At 56.9% G+C, this 17927-nt stretch carries 14 protein-coding genes; 9 read left to right on the top strand and 5 right to left on the bottom strand.

Annotation, left to right across the window (positions count from 1 at the left end):
• Positions 1-129: 129 nt before the first annotated feature.
• From ccoP to ccoN, 4 genes are read right to left on the bottom strand one after another with little or no spacing between them, the layout of a single operon-like run.
• On the bottom strand, positions 130-1113 hold the full coding sequence (gene ccoP / locus OKC40_RS08265) for a cytochrome-c oxidase, cbb3-type subunit III (RefSeq protein WP_042062344.1): 984 nt from the start codon (positions 1111-1113) through the stop codon (positions 130-132).
• Entirely contained in the window at positions 1113-1292 is a 180-nt protein-coding gene (locus OKC40_RS08260) for a CcoQ/FixQ family Cbb3-type cytochrome c oxidase assembly chaperone (protein WP_005336620.1), read from the bottom strand. Before OKC40_RS08260 ends, ccoP begins: the two co-directional genes overlap by 1 nt.
• Before the next feature lie 11 nt (positions 1293-1303).
• On the bottom strand, positions 1304-1918 hold the full coding sequence (gene ccoO / locus OKC40_RS08255; RefSeq protein ID WP_042062345.1) for a cytochrome-c oxidase, cbb3-type subunit II: 615 nt from the start codon (positions 1916-1918) through the stop codon (positions 1304-1306).
• A gap of 16 nt (positions 1919-1934) precedes the next feature.
• Entirely contained in the window at positions 1935-3359 is a 1425-nt protein-coding gene (gene ccoN, locus OKC40_RS08250) for a cytochrome-c oxidase, cbb3-type subunit I (protein ID WP_042062346.1), read from the bottom strand.
• 281 nt (positions 3360-3640) lie between these two features.
• Between ccoN and OKC40_RS08245 the strand changes: the two genes are divergently transcribed.
• From OKC40_RS08245 to OKC40_RS08205, 9 genes are all read left to right on the top strand, one after another.
• Entirely contained in the window at positions 3641-4102 is a 462-nt protein-coding gene (locus tag OKC40_RS08245) for a hypothetical protein (protein ID WP_182939749.1), read from the top strand.
• A 93-nt stretch (positions 4103-4195) separates the two neighbouring features.
• Positions 4196-4654 carry a GAF domain-containing protein gene (locus OKC40_RS08240; protein ID WP_042062348.1) on the top strand — a complete coding sequence of 153 codons (459 nt, stop codon included), beginning with the start codon at positions 4196-4198 and terminating at the stop codon, positions 4652-4654.
• A 102-nt stretch (positions 4655-4756) separates the two neighbouring features.
• Positions 4757-5395: an RNA chaperone ProQ gene (gene proQ, locus OKC40_RS08235; RefSeq protein ID WP_042062349.1), complete on the top strand. Its 639-nt coding sequence runs from the start codon at positions 4757-4759 to the stop codon at positions 5393-5395.
• A gap of 8 nt (positions 5396-5403) precedes the next feature.
• Positions 5404-7419, top strand: a complete 2016-nt coding sequence (prc, locus tag OKC40_RS08230; protein ID WP_042062350.1) for a carboxy terminal-processing peptidase — start codon at positions 5404-5406, stop codon at positions 7417-7419.
• 144 nt (positions 7420-7563) lie between these two features.
• A complete protein-coding gene (gene pepN / locus OKC40_RS08225) occupies positions 7564-10188 on the top strand; it encodes an aminopeptidase N (RefSeq protein ID WP_270794781.1) in 2625 nt (874 codons plus the stop codon).
• A 70-nt stretch (positions 10189-10258) separates the two neighbouring features.
• Positions 10259-10480 (top strand): DUF2835 family protein, encoded by a 222-nt coding sequence (locus tag OKC40_RS08220; protein ID WP_005351919.1) that lies wholly within the window; start codon positions 10259-10261, stop codon positions 10478-10480.
• A gap of 278 nt (positions 10481-10758) precedes the next feature.
• Positions 10759-15597, top strand: coding sequence for an NAD-glutamate dehydrogenase (locus tag OKC40_RS08215; protein WP_270794779.1), 4839 nt, complete (start codon positions 10759-10761; stop codon positions 15595-15597).
• 77 nt (positions 15598-15674) lie between these two features.
• Positions 15675-16685: a quinone-dependent dihydroorotate dehydrogenase gene (gene pyrD / locus OKC40_RS08210; protein WP_182937444.1), complete on the top strand. Its 1011-nt coding sequence runs from the start codon at positions 15675-15677 to the stop codon at positions 16683-16685.
• An 88-nt stretch (positions 16686-16773) separates the two neighbouring features.
• Positions 16774-17310 (top strand): cell division protein ZapC, encoded by a 537-nt coding sequence (locus tag OKC40_RS08205; RefSeq protein ID WP_182939748.1) that lies wholly within the window; start codon positions 16774-16776, stop codon positions 17308-17310.
• Between the two features lie 300 nt (positions 17311-17610).
• Here the strand turns inward: OKC40_RS08205 and OKC40_RS08200 are convergent.
• A partial coding sequence (locus OKC40_RS08200) for an ISAs1 family transposase (protein WP_270794777.1) occupies positions 17611-17927 on the bottom strand: 317 nt, incomplete at its 5' end.

Genomic DNA, 17927 nt, shown 5'->3' with positions numbered 1-17927 from the left:
CCATGAAACGAATGATTAACGTGGAAGATGGTTTTTACGCAACACAAGATAACAAAAAGCCTCGAGGAGTCGAGGCTTTTTGCTGTGTAATCACGTGTTTATCACATGTTACAACGTTACGGGCGAACCTTATTTGGCAGACTGTTGATGAGACAGGCTGTAAACGTAGGAGGCCAGCAGGTGAACCTTGTCCTCACCCAGAATGTCTTTCCAGGCTGGCATCACACCGTGACGACCGTGGGTGATGGTTTGTACCACCACTTCGCGGGAGCCACCGTAGAGCCAGGTGTTGTTGGTCAGATCTGGCGCACCGACGGCGATACCGCCCTTGGCATCGGCCCCGTGGCAAGCTGCGCAGATGGCAAAGCGGGCTTCACCTTTCTTCGCTTCGACCAGATCGACCTTGCGACCAGAGAGGCTCAGCACATAAGAAGCCACTTCCTGAACGCCATCTTTGCCGAGGATTTCACCCCAGGCAGCCATGATCCCCTGGCGACCGCCCATGATGGTGGTCTTGATGTTCTCCGGCTGACCGCCCCATTGCCATTCGCTGTCGGTCAGGTTCGGGAAGCCGCGGCCACCACGGGCATCGGAGCCGTGGCACTGGGAACAGTTCTGCAGGAACAGACGCTGACCCACTTTCAGGGCTTCCGGATCCTTGGCGATCTCGGTGATGGCACGATAGGTTTTGCCGTCCGCTTCATAGGTGAGTTCACGGAACTTGGCGCCGTAGATCTCGTCAGCCTTGGCAACCTCGCGGTCATACTCCACCGCGCGACCTTCGGCTTTGGCCGATGCGGTCGCCGCTTTGGACTCTGCCAGCGAGCGAACATCCTGGTTGGAGCTCTGCCAGCCCAGCACACCTTTCCAGTTACCCAGACCCGGGAAGGCGACCAGGTAGACCAGACCGGTGACGATGAAGAAGAGGAACATGTAAGTCCACCACTTCGGCAGCGGGTTGTTGATCTCCTCGATGCCATCGAAGGAGTGGCCCATCGATTTACCTTCTTCAACACCCATCTTGTCCTTGCGGCACCACATCAGCAGCAAGAAGCAGCCGAGGATGGTTCCCAGACTGATGACAGTCACAAAAATGCTAAACAGAGTGCTCATTATTGTTTCGCTCCTGCGTTCTTTTTATCAGCACCGGGTTGCTCATCATCGGCAAAAACCAGGTTGGCAGCCTCGTCGAAAGAGGTCTTGCGGCGTTTGCTGTAAGCCCAGACGATGATGCCAATCATGATGGCCATCAACAGCAGGGTGTACAGACCGCGAAATGTGCCGTAATCCATCTTGAAACTCCTTATTTCAGCGCATGGCCCAGTGACTGGAGGTAAGCGATGAGTGCTTCAAGCTCGGTCTTGCCTTTGACCGCTTCCCCGGCACCCTGAATATCGGCGTCGGTATAGGGCACACCGAAGTGATCGCGGAACAGCGCCAGCTTCTTGGCTGTCATCTCGCCGGTCAGCACGTTGGTGTCAAGCCAGGGGTAACCGGGCATGTTGGATTCCGGTACCACATCGCGCGGGTTGATCAGGTGAGCGTGGTGCCAGGCATCGGAGTAACGACCGCCAACACGGGCCAGATCCGGGCCAGTACGCTTGGAGCCCCACAGGAAGGGGTGCTCCCAGACGCTCTCACCGGCAACCGAGTAGTGACCGTAACGCTCGGTCTCGGCCCGGAACGGACGGATCATCTGACTGTGGCAGTTGGTGCAGCCTTCGCGGATGAAGATGTCGCGCCCTTCCATCTGCAGAGCGGTGTAGGGTTTTAGGCCCTCCACCGGCTCGGTGGTCTGCTTCTGGAAGAACAGCGGGGTGATTTCAACCAGGCCCCCCAGACTGATGGCGAAGATGATGCCGACCACCAGCATGGGAACGCTTTTTTCAAATATTTCGTGACGGTTATTGTTGCTCATGGGTTGACCTCTTCAATCAGGCTGGCTGGGCGATAGGTTCCAGAGAACCTTTGGGCGCAGTGATGGTGCGATAGGCGTTGTAAGCCAGCAGCAACATGCCGGTGACGAAGAAGCAGCCTCCCAGGAAGCGCACGAAATAGAAGGGATAGGATGCCTGCAGTGCTTCAACGAAGCTGTAGGTCAGGGTGCCGTCTTCGTTGACTGCACGCCACATCAGGCCCTGCATCACGCCGGAAATCCACATGGCAACGATGTAGAGCACGGTGCCCACGGTCGCCAGCCAGAAGTGCACGTTGATCAGCTTGATGCTGTACATCCTGCCCTGGCCGAACAGGTTCGGGATCAGGTGATAGACCGCACCGATGGAGACCATGGCAACCCAGCCCAGCGCACCGGAGTGAACGTGACCAACGGTCCAGTCGGTGTAGTGGGAGAGGGCGTTGACGGTTTTGATCGCCATCATCGGGCCTTCGAAGGTCGACATGCCGTAGAAAGACAGGGAGACGATCAGGAAGCGCAGGATGGGGTCATAGCGCAGTTTGTGCCAAGCACCGGAGAGGGTCATGATGCCGTTGATCATGCCGCCCCAGGAGGGCACGAACAGGATCAGGGACATCACCATGCCCAGCGACTGGGCCCAGTCAGGCAGTGCGGTGTAGTGCAGGTGGTGCGGACCTGCCCAGATATAGAGGGAGATCAGCGCCCAGAAGTGCACGATGGAGAGGCGATAGGAGTAAACCGGACGACCGGCCTGCTTGGGCACGAAGTAGTACATCATCCCGAGGAAGCCGGCGGTCAGCAGGAAGCCTACCGCGTTGTGGCCATACCACCACTGCACCATGGCGTCCATGGCGCCGGAGTACATGGAGTAGGACTTCATGCCGGAGAGCGGCACTTCCATGTTGTTAACGATGTGCAGCACCGCGACGGTGATGATGAAGGCGCCGAAGAACCAGTTCGCCACATAGATGTGGGAGGTGGTGCGCTTCATCAGGGTGCCGAAGAAGACGATGGCATAGGCGACCCATACCACTGTGATGGCGATATCAATCGGCCACTCCAGCTCGGCATACTCTTTGGCGGAGGTGTAACCCAGCGGCAGAGATATGGCGGCAGAGAGGATGATCGCTTGCCAGCCCCAGAAGACGAAGGTTGCCAGCGGGCCACCGAACAGTCTGGTTTGACAGGTACGCTGCACCACGTAAAACGAGGTGGCCATCAGTGCACTGACGCCGAAGGCGAAGATCACTGCGTTGGTATGGAGGGGCCGCAGACGACTGTAAGTCAGCCACGGAGTCTCGAAGTTGAGAGCAGGCCAGATCAACTGGGCTGCGATCAGTACGCCAACCGACATGCCGACAATTCCCCAGACAATCGTCATGACGGTAAACTGGCGAACAACGGTATAGTTGTACTCAGGATGGTTAGTTGTATGGCTCATCGTTATATTCCGCTTCCGATGCTGCTGTTGTTTGGTTTTGTATCCGGAGAACCGGACTGGCTTCATCAGCCACCGCCGACCAGTTGTTAACATCTGTTAACGAAAGGAAAAGCAAAAGATGGCTAAATGAAAACTTCATGGGAATGATACTGAACTGACAGGTAAAATAACAGTATAAACAGTGATATATTTGGCTCCGTCCGGTCTCGTTATGGCGGCTTTTTACCTTGTTCGAGATCACAAAAAACTATTTTAATTGCATCTTAATCGGGCTGTTTTTGATGAAAGAGAGACTTACCGCACGTAAAGTTTTGCACCTCGCACTGGTGCTGGCGTTGTTGCTGGCGCTGATTGCCTATCGCACCTGGTTTTCGGCCGATAGCAGCGTGCCTGCTGGTCAGACAAAAGATCAGATTTGTGATCTTTCCCACACCCCTTGCAACGCGCTGATTGGTAACAAGCCGCTGACGGTAGCCATCAAGGAATTACCGCTGCGCGCCGAACATGACTTTGCCATCGCTATTACTGGCGGCGATCCGGCCATCAAGCCGGTTAAGGCGACGCTCGAAGGCAAAGATATGTTTATGGGCACCATTCCGGTGAGCTTTGAACAAATAGACGGACAGTGGCAGGGGGTGACCCAGGTGGGGAGCTGTACGTCACCCGTCATGATCTGGTTGTTAAATATCGAGTGGAGTAATGGTCAACGCCAGCAATTGGCGCTTTCCGTTGCCCGGGAATAACGACGCAAGGGGCGGGGAGTGGAAAAAATATTTGAAATTTCCCGGCCAGGCGTTACCTTCCCCAAACCATCAGGGAGTGAAGTTCATTTAATCATGATTGAAAAACAACCGTTTTATCGCACCCTCAACCAGCAAGCCAAGGCGCTGCTGGAGGGGGAAACCGATCTGATTGCCAATCTGGCCAACTTGTCCGCGCTGCTGAATCAGGAGCTGACGGAGATCAACTGGGTCGGTTTTTATCTGTTGCAGGGTGAGACCCTGGTATTGGGGCCGTTTCAAGGCAAACCGGCCTGCGTGCGGATCCCGGTTGGCCGCGGGGTGTGTGGTACGGCAGTGGCAGAGGGGAGAACCCAACTCATTGACGATGTCCACCAGTTCGACGGTCACATCGCTTGCGATGGCGCGAGCAACTCGGAAATCGTGATCCCGGTGCGCCGTGGTGGCGAGATCATCGGAGTGCTCGATATCGACAGTCCGATTTTTAACCGTTTCGACCAGGAAGACCGGATTGGCCTCGAAGAAACGGTGCAAATTTTGGAAAGCATGCTCTAAGTCATTGCTAGATGGTTCGCAAAAGGCCCCAAGCTCTCTATAATGGGGCCTTTGTTGTGCTCGGGACGTGCCCGTGCGTTTATATGAAAGCCAAGGTTATACATGGAAAACACTGAGAAGCTGAAGAACAGTAAAGAGATCGTTGCCTACCTGGTCGAGAAATTCCCGGCCTGCTTCGTTGCTGAAGGAGAGGCCAAGCCGCTCAAGATTGGCATCTTCCAGGATTTGGCCGAGCGTCTTGCTGACGATGCCAGAGTCTCCAAGACCATGCTGCGTTCCGCACTGCGTCAATACACCTCCAGCTGGCGCTACCTGCACGGCCTCAAAGCTGGCCAGGCTCGCGTTGATCTGGACGGCAACCCGGGCGAACTGCTGACCGAAGAGCACATCGAGCACGCCAAGCAAGCTCTGAAAGAGAGCAAAGAGCGCGTATTCGCCAGCCGTCGTACCAATACCAAAGAGAAGGATGAGAAGGCCAAGAAGCCCCGTCGTCCTGCTGTGCGCAAAACCGAGAAAGCTGATGTAGCTGCCAAGCCGAAAGCTGCCGCCAAGGCACCGGTCGCCGAAGCTCCGCTGGTTAAAGTGGATGCCGCTACGCTGAAAGTGGGCCAGGATGTGCGCGTCGTTATGGGTAAATTCCCGGTTCCGGCAACCATCAAGGAAGTAACCAAGGACGATGTACAGGTCCAACTGCAGACCGGCATGATGGTGCGGGTCAAATCAGAGCACTTGGTTCTCTAAGGAGACAAATGTTGAAGCATGGCGTAATTCGTTTTTCCCTCGTTGCCTGTAGCCTGGCGCTTGCCGGGCTTGCACAGGCCATCGAGCCGGTGCTCAAGGAGAGTGATTTGCCTGTGTTGGCTCAAGAGAGCCAACATGCTACGGCCAGCAAGCGAATTACCAATCTGTTTACCCGCTCGCACTATAAACAGTTCAAGCTGGACGATGCCTTTTCCTCCGTGATTTTCGATAAATATCTGGAGAATCTGGACTACAGCCGCAACCTGTTTTTGGCCTCTGATATCAGCCGTTTTGAAAAGTACCGTAACGGTTTTGACACCGACCTCGAAAGAGGCCGTCTGGCTCCCGCCTACGAGATGTTCAACCTGAGTCAGCAGCGGCGTTATGAGCGGTTCGAATACGCCCTCAAACTGCTTGATACTCCTTTCGATTTTACCCAGACCGACAACTATGTGTTTGATCGGGAAGGGGCGGCTTGGCCCAAAGATGAAGCAGAGCTCAACGAGCTGTGGCGTCAGCGGGTCAAGTTCGATGCCCTGAGCCTCAAGCTCAGCGGCAAGGAGTGGCCCGAGATCAAGGAGCTGCTTGGCAAGCGTTACAACAATGCCATCAAGCGGATGTCCCAGACCGAGAGCGAGGATGTCTTCCAGCTCTTCATGAACTCCTTCGCTCGCGCCATCGAACCGCACACCAGTTACCTCTCACCGCGCAGTGCCGATCGTTTCAACACCGAGATGAACCTCTCGCTGGAGGGGATTGGTGCCGTGTTGCAGGCGGAAGATGACTTTACCGTCATCCGTTCGCTGGTGCCCGGTGGCCCGGCGGCCAAATCCAACCACCTCAAGCCCGATGACAAGATCACCGGGGTAGGGCAGGAAGATGGCAAGATTGTCGATGTGATTGGCTGGCGTCTTGATGACGTGGTCGAGCTCATCAAGGGGCCCAAGGGGAGCAAGGTCAAGCTGGAGATCCAGCGCGGCAAGGGCGCAACCGCCAAGACCGAGCAGATCGAGCTGACCCGCGACAAGGTGCGTCTTGAAGACAGGGCCGCCAAGTCCAAGGTGATTAACGCCGAAGGCAAGAAGATTGGCGTCATCGAGATCCCGAGTTTCTACGTCAATCTGCACGACGACGTGATCAAGGAGCTCTCCAGCCTGAACAAGCAGAAGATCGATGGTCTGATCATCGATCTGCGCGGTAACGGCGGTGGTGCCCTGACCGAAGCCTCCGCCCTGAGCGGTCTCTTCTTTGCCAGCGGTCCCGTGGTGCAAATTCGTGATCACATGGGCCGTATCACGGTCAATGGTGATGATGATGGCAACGTCTACTACGGCGGCCCCATGTCGGTAATGATCGACCGCTACAGCGCCTCGGCCTCCGAGATCTTCGCTGCCGCCATGCAGGATTATGGCCGCGCCCTGATCCTGGGTGAAAACTCGTTCGGCAAGGGGACGGTGCAGCAGCATCGCAGCCTCGCCAAGGTCTATGACTTCTACGAGCAGCCGCTGGGTCACGTGCAGTACACCATCGCCAAGTTCTACCGGATCGACGGTGGCAGCACCCAGAACAAGGGCGTTGCGCCGGATATCAGCTTCCCGACACCGGTTGCCCCGGAAGAGACGGGCGAAAGCCGTGAGTTCAATGCGTTGCCGTGGGACAAGATTGCCTCCGCCAACTACGAGAAACTCGGCAACTTCGCCAGCCTGCTGCCGAAGTTGCAGTCGGCGCACGATGCCCGGATCGCCAAGGATCCCGAGTTTGCCTATGTGATGCAGGACATCGCTGACTACAAGGAGGAGAAAGACAAGAAGTCGGTCTCCCTCAACGAGGCAGAGCGTGTTGCAGAGCAGGCGAAACAGGATGAGAAAGCGCTCAAACGTACCAATGAGCGTCTGGCACGTCTTGGCAAGCCGGCGGTGAAGAGTCTGGATGAACTGCCCGCTGATTTTGAAGCGCCCGATGAGTATCTCATCGAAGCGGCCAATATCACGGCGGATCTGGCCAAGGTCAGCAAACGCAGCTGACAAGGCGACCCATAATGCACAAGGGCGACTGCGGTCGCCCTTTCTTTTTGTCTGGCGTATCTGACGTAATGCAAATTGTTTGACCCCGTCAGTTGGTTGTGACAGCCTCTTTCTCGCCTTTAACAAGCGTGGAAGCAGACAATAATGACCGATCACTCCCAGGCCATGACGGCCAAATATCGCCAGGATTATCAGGCGCCGCTCTACTGGATCGACACCATCGACCTCGATTTCCAACTGCAGGAGCCGCTGACCCAGGTCACCGCCATCACCCGCATTCGCCGCAACGGCGAGCACAATGCTCCGCTGGTCCTCGATGGCGAGCAGCTGACCCTCAAGAGCGTTGCCATCGATGGCATTCCCTGTGACCACTACGAGCAAGGCGAGAGCAGCCTGACCCTGTTCAACCTGCCTGCCGAATGTGTGCTGACCATCGTCACCCTGCTGGATCCGGCCGCCAACACCGCGCTGGAAGGGCTTTACAAGTCTGGCGATGCCTACTGCACCCAGTGTGAAGCGGAGGGCTTTCGCCGCATTACCTATTATCTGGACCGCCCCGACATTCTGGCGCGTTACAGCACCCGCATTACTGCTGACAAAGCGCAGTTCCCCTTCCTGCTCTCCAACGGCAACAAGGTCGACAGCGGTGATCTGGATGGCGGCCGTCACTTCGTACAGTGGCAGGATCCTTTCCCCAAACCGAGCTACCTGTTTGCGCTGGTGGCCGGAGATTTCGATGTGGAGCGCAGCCACTACACCACCAAGAGCGGCCGCAAGGTGGCCCTCGAGATCTTCGTCGACAAGGGCAACCTGGACAGAGCCGGTTTTGCCATGGAGAGTCTCATCAACTCCATGCGCTGGGACGAGCAGCGTTTCGGCCTCGAGTATGATCTCGACATCTATATGATCGTCGCGGTGGACTTCTTCAACATGGGCGCCATGGAGAACAAGGGGCTCAACATCTTTAACTCCAAGTTCGTGCTGGCCAATCCGGCCACCGCTACCGACAGCGACTACCACGGTATCGAACGGGTGATCGGTCACGAATATTTCCACAACTGGACCGGCAACCGCGTCACCTGTCGTGACTGGTTCCAGCTCAGCCTGAAAGAGGGACTGACGGTATTCCGGGATCAGGAGTTCTCCTCCGATCTGGGCTCCCGTGGCGTCAACCGCATCAACAACGTGCGCACCGTGCGCGGCCCGCAGTTTGCCGAAGATGCCGGCCCCATGGCGCACCCGATCCGCCCAGATGTGGTGATCGAGATGAACAACTTCTACACCCTGACCGTCTACGAGAAGGGGTCGGAAGTGATCCGCATGATGCACACCCTGCTGGGTGAAGCTGCCTTCCAGGCGGGTATGCGTCTCTACTTCGAGCGCCACGACGGTTCTGCCGCCACCTGCGATGATTTCGTGCAGGCGATGGAGGATGCTTCTGGCGTGGATCTCGGACGTTTCCGCCGTTGGTATAGCCAGTCCGGCACGCCCGAGCTGACTGTGACCGACGAGTACGATGCCGCGAGCGGTGTTTACCGTCTGCATGTGAGCCAGCACACCCCGCCGACTCAGGATCAGCCGCAGAAGCTGCCGCTGCATATCCCCCTCGACATCGAGCTCTATGACCAACAAGGTGCCGTCATTGCGTTGCAATATCAGGGCAAGGCCATCGGCAACGTGCTCGACGTGCTGGAAGCGGAGCAGACCTTCGAGTTCGATCAGGTGCCGGTCAAGCCGGTTCCCTCCCTGCTGCGGGACTTCTCCGCGCCGGTCAAGCTGCACTATGACTACAGTGATGAAGCGCTCGCCTTCCTGATGCGCTTTGCTCGCAACGAGTTTGCCCGCTGGGATGCGGCCCAGATGCTGATCAACAAGGCGGTCATCGACGGGGTGGCGCGGGTACAGCACGGGCAGGGGGTCGAGCTCTCCCAGACCCTGCTGGCCGCCTTCGTCGCCATTCTGGACGACAGCGAGCTGGATTTGGCCCTCAAGGCGGAGATCCTGGCGCTGCCCGGCGAGGCGACCCTGGCCGAGCTGTTCGAGGTGGCCGATATCGATGCCATCCATCAGGTGCGCGACGCGATCCACACCCGTCTTGCCGAGGCCTTTGGCGCGAGCTTGGCGGCTACCTATCAGAGCCTGCGTCTGAATGGTTATCAGGTGGTGCACGCCGACATGGCCAAGCGAGCCCTCAAGGGGGTGGTGCTTGGCTATCTGGCGGCGCTGGATGCGGAGCATGCCGATGCGATGGTGCGCGAGCAGTATGCAACTGCCGACAACATGACCGATACCCTGGCGGCGCTGCAGGTGGCCAACGGCTATCTGTTGCCATGTCGCGCCGCGCTGCTGGCCGATTTCGAGGGCAAGTGGGCCAAGGATGGACTGGTGCTGGACAACTGGCTGCGGCTGATTGGCAGCAAACCGGCTGCCGATGTGCTCGGCGAAGTGAAGCAGGCGATGAATCACCCCACCTTCAGCATTCGCAACCCGAACCGGCTGCGGGCGTTGATCGGCAGCTTCGCCATGAGCAATCAGGTGCAGTTCCATGCGGTGGATGGCAGCGGTTACCGCTTCCTGACCGATCTGCTGATCGAGCTCAACGAGGTCAATCCGCAGGTGGCCTCCCGCCTCATCACGCCTCTTATCCAGTTCAAGCGACTGGATGACGCGCGCAAGGCCCTTATCCGCGCCGAGCTGACCCGTCTGGCCAACCTTGAGGGGCTGGCACGGGATCTGTTCGAGAAGGTCAGCAAGGCGCTGCAGCAGTAAGTGTCGACGGGGCAGGGGCGTGAATGCGCCTGCCCCTATTGTGTGATTTGTCGTGTGATCAGGAGCAAGCGTGAAGCAGTTTACTTTTCGGCTCTCATTGAATAGCGATGAGGTGATGCTGATGTATCAGGGCCATGCCAGACGGCTGGTGGTGCGCAGCGAACAGGGATTGACCCTGGAACTTGGCATAGAAAAAATACGGCCCTTTGTCGCCATCAATGGTGTGCATGGCTACTTTCGGCTGAAAACCCAGGACGATTACCGCTTTATCAGTCTCGAACGCATAAATTAACAAAAAGTGAACAGATTACCGACTGTTTATCTGCTTTGAGTCACTATCTATCCGGCAAACTGGCACAAAGGTAGTGGGAATTTCTGTATTTTTGGTTATTTGCAAAATTTCTCACAGTTTAAGCCGTGATCTGCACCTTGTTTTTAACATCTCGTTAGCACCTTTCCTCGCCTTCCCTTATCCAAGCCATTACACTTCGCAACAACTCTGCACCAGCGGGTAACCAGGGTGGTTGCCTCTGCGTCGGTGGTTAATGTCGTCCGATAAGGAATATAAAAATGGCATTGAAAGACGCCCCTACCTCAGTTCTGCTCGAAAACGTTCTCAGCCTGATCCATCAGAAGTTGCCCAAAAACAGTGCCTCTCTGGTCGAGCGCTTCGTTGCCAAGTTCTACGGCAACATGGCGAGCTCCGATCTGCATGATCGTAATGACAGCGATCTCTATGGCGCGGCCCTTAGCTTGTGGAATGCCCTCAATCAGCGCAGCAGCACCGACCCCTATATCCGGGTCTACAACCCCGAGCTGACCCGTCACGGCTGGCAATCGCCCCATACCATCGTCGAGGTGATCCTGCAGGATTCCCCCTTCCTGGTGGACTCCATCCGGATGGCGCTCAAGCGACTCAATATCACCGCCCACATGATGCTGCACCAACCGCTGCACCTCATTCGTGGCACGGATGGCAAGATTGACGCCATTCTGGCGCTCGACAACACCGACGGGCAGACCTCGGTTGAAACCGCCTTCCTTATCGAGATCGATCACCTCACCAGCGAGGAGCAGATGGCTGCGCTTGCTGCCGAGCTCAACTCGGTGGCCGGTGAAGTGGCGCTGGCAGTCGGCGACTGGCAGCCGATGCTGGCCAAGCTCAATGAGATCATCGACGAACTGCCCAAGCGCAAGAGTCCGGCCAGCAAGGAGGAGGTAGCCTCCTGCGTTGCTTTCCTCAAATGGGTGGCTGCCCACAACTTCACCCTGATGGGGTATCGCCGTTACGACGTCAAGGCGGTGGAGGGGGATCACGAGATCCTGCCGCAGGCCAGCTCCAGCCTGGGTTTGATGAAGAACTCCATCAAGGAGGTGGGCCAGCGTCTTGGCAACATGCCGGCCAGCGCCCGTCACGCAGCCCTGAGCTCCGACTTGCTGATCCTCACCAAATCCAACAGCAAGTCCCGGGTACACCGCCCGGCCTATGTGGATTACATCGGCATCAAGCGCTTTGACGAGCACGGCAAGGTGGTGGGGGAAGATCGCTTCATCGGCCTCTACGCCTCTTCCATCTACAACACCAGCGCGACCCAGATCCCGCTCATCAGCCATCGTCTCGAGCGCATCATGGCCGCCTCCGGACACGAGAAGGGCTCCCACGCCTACAAGGCGCTGCTGAACGTATTGGAAACCTATCCCCGCGACGAACTGATCCAGGCTCGTGAAGAGGAGCTGCTGGCCACCGGTCTTGGCGTGCTGGAGATGCAGGAGCGGGACATGCTGCGGCTGTTTGTGCGCCGGGATGTCTATGGTCGCTTCTTCTCCTGCATGGTCTATGTCACCAAGGAGCGCTACAACACCGCGCTGCGGATCAAGACCCAGCAAATTTTGCAGAAATATTTTGGCAGCAACGAAGAGGTGGAGTTCAACGTCTACTTCACCGAGGGCGTGCTGGCACGGACCCACTACATAGTGCGGGTCAACAACAACAACGTGGATGTGGATGTGAACGAAGTACAGAACAACCTGATTGAAGCGGCCCGCAGCTGGGATGACCGACTCGACTCCGTGCTGCTCTCTCACTACGGTGAAGCCCGCGGCAACGAACTGCGTCGCCGTTTCAGCACTGCCTTCCCGCGCGCTTACAAGGAAGATGTGCTGCCGGGCTCTGCCGTGGCCGACATCATGGCGCTCGATAACCTGAGCGAAGCCGAGCCGCTGGGCATGCTGTTCTACCGAGCGCAGGAGGAGGAGAACGATCGTCGGGTACGGCTCAAGCTGTTCCATCGCACCGAACCTATTCATCTCTCCGACGTGCTGCCGATGCTGGAGAACATGGGGCTGCGGGTGATCGGCGAGACCCCGTATCAGGTACGCACCCCGAGCGGTGATCTGTTCTGGATCCTCGACTTCTCCATGCTGCTGCACGGCGAGCAGCCGTTTGATCTGGCCCAGAGCCAGCAGCGCTTCCAGCAGGCGTTTGCCGCCATCTGGAACAAGCAGCTGGAAGATGACGGCTTCAACCGACTGGTATTGGGGGCGGGCCTCACTGGCCGTCAGGTGTCGGTGCTGCGCGCCTACGCCAAATACATGCGCCAGACCGGCGTCTCCTTCAGCCAGTCCTATATCGAAGAGACGCTTACCCGCTACCCCGATATCGCCCAACTGCTGTTTACCCTGTTCGAGCAGCGCCTCGACCCCGCTGGCAAACAGGACGCCAAGGCAGAAGCCAAGCTGCACGAGGCGCTTGCCGCCAAGCTGGATCAGGTGGCCAACCTGGATGACGATCGCATCATTCGCCGCTATGTGGAGATGATCGACGCCACCCTGCGCACCAACTACTATCAGCTGGACAAGGCGGGCAACATCAAGCCCTACATCTCCTTCAAACTGGCTCCGTCCAGCATCACCGACATGCCGCTGCCGTTGCCGAAGTTCGAGATCTTCGTCTACTCGCCGCGAGTGGAAGGGGTGCATCTGCGCTGGGGCAAGGTGGCCCGTGGCGGTCTGCGCTGGTCCGATCGTAAGGAGGACTTCCGTACCGAAGTGCTGGGTCTGGTGAAAGCCCAGCAGGTCAAGAACACCGTGATCGTGCCGGTCGGTGCCAAGGGCGGTTTCTACTGCAAACAGATGCCGGTAGGGGCGCCCCGCGCGGTCATTCAGGAGGAGGGCAAGGCCTGCTATCGCCTGTTTATTCGCGGCCTGCTCGATGTGACCGACAACATCATCGGCGGCGAGGTGATCCCGCCAAAATCCGTGGTGCGTCACGATGAGGATGACTACTACCTGGTGGTGGCTGCCGATAAGGGTACCGCGACCTTCTCCGACATCGCCAATGAGATCAGCCTCGAATACGGTCACTGGCTCGGTGATGCATTCGCCTCCGGCGGCTCGGTCGGTTACGACCACAAGAAGATGGGTATCACCGCACGCGGGGCCTGGGAGTCGGTCCAGCGTCACTTCCGTGAAATTGGCGTCAACTGCCAGACCACAGATTTTACCTGTGTCGGGATCGGCGACATGGCGGGGGACGTGTTCGGCAACGGCATGCTGCTCTCCGAGCACACCCGGCTGGTGGGCGCGTTCAACCACATGCACATCTTCGTTGACCCGACCCCGGATGCGGCCAAGAGCTTTGTCGAACGCCAGCGCCTGTTCGATCTTCCGGGCTCCAGCTGGGATGACTACAACCGCGAGCTGATATCACAGGGCGGCGGCATTTTCCTGCGCTCGGCCAAGTCCATCAAGCTGAGCCCGGAAATACAGACCCTGCTAGGTACCGACAAGGCCAGCATGGCGCCGAACGAGCTGATCAAGGCGCTGCTTTGCCTCAATGTCGACCTGCTGTGGAACGGCGGCATCGGCACCTATGTGAAGAGCGCTCGCGAGAGCGATGGGGAAGTGGGCGATCGCAGCAATGACGCATTGCGGGTCAATGGTCGCGATTTGCGGGCCCGTATCGTGGGCGAGGGGGGCAACCTCGGCTTTACCCAGCTCGGTCGGGTGGAGTACGCCAGCCAGGGTGGTCGCATCAACACCGATTTTACCGACAACGTGGGTGGGGTGGATTGCTCCGACAACGAGGTGAACATCAAGATCCTGCTCAACCAGCTGGTGGCAGCAGGGGATCTGACCCTCAAGCAACGTAACCAGATGCTCTACGAAATGACCGACGACGTGGCGCAGATCGTGATCACCAACGCCTATCGCCAGTCCCAGTCCATCTCGGTCACCAGCTTCCGCGGTGCTGAACAACTCAAAGAGCAGCAGCGCTTTATTCAGGGGCTGGAGCGGGAAGGCAAGCTGGACCGTGCGCTGGAGTTCCTGCCCTCCGATGAAGAGCTCTCCGAGCGGATGGCGGCCGGGCAGGGGCTGACCCGACCCGAACTGGCGGTGCTGGTGGCTTATGGCAAGATGGTGCTCAAGGAGCAACTCAACTGCCCTGAGATCACCGAGGAGCCTTTCCTGGCCAACATGCTAGTCACCAGCTTCCCGGCCAAGTTGCAGCAGCAGTTTGGTGCAGCGCTTGCCCAGCACCCGCTGCGTGGCGAAATCATTGCGACCCGGGTGGCCAACATGCTGGTCAACGACATGGGGCTCAACTTCGCCAGCCGGATGAAGGACGAGACCGGTGCCTCGGTCGCCGAAGTGGCCTGCTGCTTTGCCATGGCCCGCGAAGTGTTTGGCATGAACCAGCTGTGGCGCGATATCGAAGGGTGCGACAACCTGGTGGATGCCCAGACTCAGCTTGAGCTGATGTTCTACAGCCGCCGCATCGTGCGTCGTGCCACCCGCTGGTTCCTGCGCGCCCGCAATCGCAGCTGGAGCATCAGCGAAAACATCGCCTTCTTCCGTCCGGCGTTCGAAACCCTGGGCACACATCTTTACGAAGTGATGGATGAGAGCGAAGTTGCAGAGCATCGTCAGGCTGTTGCCAAATGGATGGAGAAGCAGGTGCCCGAGGCCATTGCCCGTCAGGTCGCCCATATGAGCAGCCTCTTCTCCAGTCTGGATCTGGCGCAGATTGCCGCGGAGCACAAGACCGATATCCTGCGCGCCGCCAATGTCTACTATCGCCTCGGGGCCAAACTGGATCTGCACTGGTTCCTCGACCAGATCAACCATCAGCCGGTCGGTAACCATTGGCAGGCGATGGCGCGCGCCTCTTTCCGCGAAGATTTGGACTGGCAGCAACGCAGTCTCACTTCTGTGGTACTGGAAGGGTGCAAAGGAGAGGGAGAATGCGCTACCATACTGGCCGACTGGATTTCGGAGCATGAGCAACTCTTGTCCCGTTGGACCCACATGTTGGCCGACTTCAAGACCACCAGCACTCACGAGTTCGCCAAGTTCTCGGTGGCCTTGCGAGAGTTGAACCTGCTCCAGTTGAACTGTCGGGCACTTTAATTGCCAGATTAAGGCATGACACCGACATTACACCCAAAGCCCCGGCCAGTTGCCGGGGCTTTCTTTAAGGAGCAAAGATGTTGTACCCCATCGCCAGGCATTTCCTGTTCAAGCTCAACCCGGAACAGGCGCACGATCTCTCCATGAAATATTTGCCCCGCCTTCTCGGTACGCCACTCGATTGTTTCTTCCGCCAGAATTTGCCGAAACGCCCCGTCACTGTTATGGGGCTTTCTTTTGCCAATCCGCTGGGATTGGCGGCCGGTCTGGATAAAGATGGTGAGTGCATTGACGCGCTGGGCGCCATGGGATTTGGCTTTATCGAGGTCGGTACCGTCACCCCCAAACCCCAGAGCGGCAATGACAAGCCTCGTCTGTTCCGGGTTATTCCGGCAGAGGGGATCATCAACCGGATGGGATTCAACAACAAGGGTGTGGATCATCTGGTGGCCAAGGTGAAAGAGGCCAGATATCAGGGGGTGATCGGCATTAATATCGGCAAGAACAAAGATACCCCCATCGAACAGGGCAAGGATGATTACCTGATCTGTATGGACAAGGTTTATGATCACGCCGGTTATATTGCCGTCAATATCTCTTCCCCCAACACACCGGGTTTGCGTTCGCTGCAATATGGCGAGGCGCTGGATGAATTGCTGGCCGCCCTCAAGGTGCGTCAGCAGGAGCTGGCCGCCCAATATAAAAAATATGTGCCGCTGGCGGTTAAAATTGCCCCGGATTTAAGCCTTGAAGAAATAGATCAGGTGGCCGCTTCGCTGGTGCGTAATGGCATTGATGGTGTTATCGCCACCAATACCACCCTCGAGCGCGAGATGATCTACGACATGCCCCATGCCGGTGAGGCGGGTGGCCTGAGTGGTCGTCCGCTGCAACACAAGAGCACCGAGGTGATCCGTCATCTGGCCAAGGCGCTAAATGGTGCCCTGCCAATTATCGGTGTAGGTGGTATTGATAGTGCCATGGCCGCCCGTGAAAAATTGGCCGCCGGTGCCAGTCTGGTGCAAATTTATAGCGGTTTTATTTATAAAGGACCGGGTCTGGTCAAAGAGATCGTGACCAATATATAAGAAATAGGGAGGAGCCCTTTATTTGACGTTGCTGATTTTATCGACATGGAATAAAGTCAACAGACGAAATTCAAGTAAGGGCTCCAACATGTTTATCCAACCGACCGATAGCTGGCAATGGCACTATGATGCCCAGAGTGACCGTCTGATGTTGGACCTGTCTGATAACATGTTATTTGCGACCGAGTATCAAGGGCGACAATTGGTGCCCAGCTCGTTTGCGACCCAGCCTTTTTGTGTCGATGATGCCGCCCTCTATTATCAGTTGATGGATAAAGCAGCCGAACTTGAGTGGAGTATTCCCCATCAGGTGCAACTGGTGCTCAACGCCATCGCGGTCAGTCGCTTTTATAAACCCCTGATGCCGCAAAGCTGGTTTTTTGGTGAACAGCATCCGCTGGTGATCCCGCAAAACGGTGATCTGGTCTGGATGAATACACCGCATGGCAACGGCGAATTTATGGTCATTGAGGCTGGGGAGCAGGCCAGCGTCTGTTTGAACCTCACTGCCGATCTGGTATTGACTACCAGCAAAACCCTGCCTCGCTTCGGGGTGATCAAGGTGATGAATAACCGGATGAAACCGCGTATTACCGTGACCGAGCAATATCGTCAGGTCAGTTGATATATTTTCATCAATCGTTTTATCTCTGTGATTACACCGCAGCCTATTTTTGCTGTTGTCACCTCAATAGCGCCTCGTTTCTGATACTTCATTGATCCGCGAACATCTTGCCTATTCTCATTGATGTTCATGGTTGTGATTCAGCCTCTCCTGAGGCTTATTACATCCACTTGCATCTTGTGTTCTGACCCACTGCCGTATCTTGGCCTGTCTTTGCATTCCCGCGCTGCCAGCATGGTGTCTCACTCTTGTTTAGTTCTGCGTGTTTAGTGCAGGGCGGGAGCACACTTTGTTGATATTTTAACCAAAGAATAACTGAGCCCGATAGTCGTCATTCCAGCCGGCTCTTTTTAGCTTGTTTCTCTGACTTCGAGCACCACAATTGCTCTGTTTTACGATATTCAATACGAACCGCCGGAATAGCGCCATATTCTCGACCGCATCCTCCATCGCTATCCTGGAAGCATCCTCGTTGAACACCACATCAAGAATGTAATGCTGGCTGTTCTCTATCCGCCAGTGCTGCCGTATATAGTGCCCTAGCAGCTTGTGCTTGGGGGATAACGAGCTGACATAGTAAGAGGTATCTACCGTTCCTTTTCCGTTGGCGCTGCGGT

It is taken from the genome of Aeromonas sp. QDB11 (genome assembly GCF_027705265.1).
Classification (GTDB): Bacteria; Pseudomonadota; Gammaproteobacteria; order Enterobacterales; family Aeromonadaceae; genus Aeromonas; species Aeromonas allosaccharophila.
This window is presented reverse-complemented; position numbering and strand designations above follow the sequence as displayed.

What these genes read in the sequence shown, in the direction of transcription:
- OKC40_RS08205 (WP_182939748.1), top strand. Translation starts at nt 16,774, where the DNA reads ATGTTTATCCAACCGACCGATAGCTGGCAATGGCACTATGATGCCCAG.
- pepN (WP_270794781.1), top strand. Translation starts at nt 7,564, where the DNA reads ATGACCGATCACTCCCAGGCCATGACGGCCAAATATCGCCAGGATTAT.
- ccoO (WP_042062345.1), bottom strand. Translation starts at nt 1,918, where the DNA reads ATGAGCAACAATAACCGTCACGAAATATTTGAAAAAAGCGTTCCCATG.
- pyrD (WP_182937444.1), top strand. Translation starts at nt 15,675, where the DNA reads ATGTTGTACCCCATCGCCAGGCATTTCCTGTTCAAGCTCAACCCGGAA.
- prc (WP_042062350.1), top strand. Translation starts at nt 5,404, where the DNA reads ATGTTGAAGCATGGCGTAATTCGTTTTTCCCTCGTTGCCTGTAGCCTG.
- OKC40_RS08260 (WP_005336620.1), bottom strand. Translation starts at nt 1,292, where the DNA reads ATGGATTACGGCACATTTCGCGGTCTGTACACCCTGCTGTTGATGGCC.
- OKC40_RS08240 (WP_042062348.1), top strand. Translation starts at nt 4,196, where the DNA reads ATGATTGAAAAACAACCGTTTTATCGCACCCTCAACCAGCAAGCCAAG.
- proQ (WP_042062349.1), top strand. Translation starts at nt 4,757, where the DNA reads ATGGAAAACACTGAGAAGCTGAAGAACAGTAAAGAGATCGTTGCCTAC.
- ccoP (WP_042062344.1), bottom strand. Translation starts at nt 1,113, where the DNA reads ATGAGCACTCTGTTTAGCATTTTTGTGACTGTCATCAGTCTGGGAACC.
- OKC40_RS08245 (WP_182939749.1), top strand. Translation starts at nt 3,641, where the DNA reads ATGAAAGAGAGACTTACCGCACGTAAAGTTTTGCACCTCGCACTGGTG.
- ccoN (WP_042062346.1), bottom strand. Translation starts at nt 3,359, where the DNA reads ATGAGCCATACAACTAACCATCCTGAGTACAACTATACCGTTGTTCGC.
- OKC40_RS08215 (WP_270794779.1), top strand. Translation starts at nt 10,759, where the DNA reads ATGGCATTGAAAGACGCCCCTACCTCAGTTCTGCTCGAAAACGTTCTC.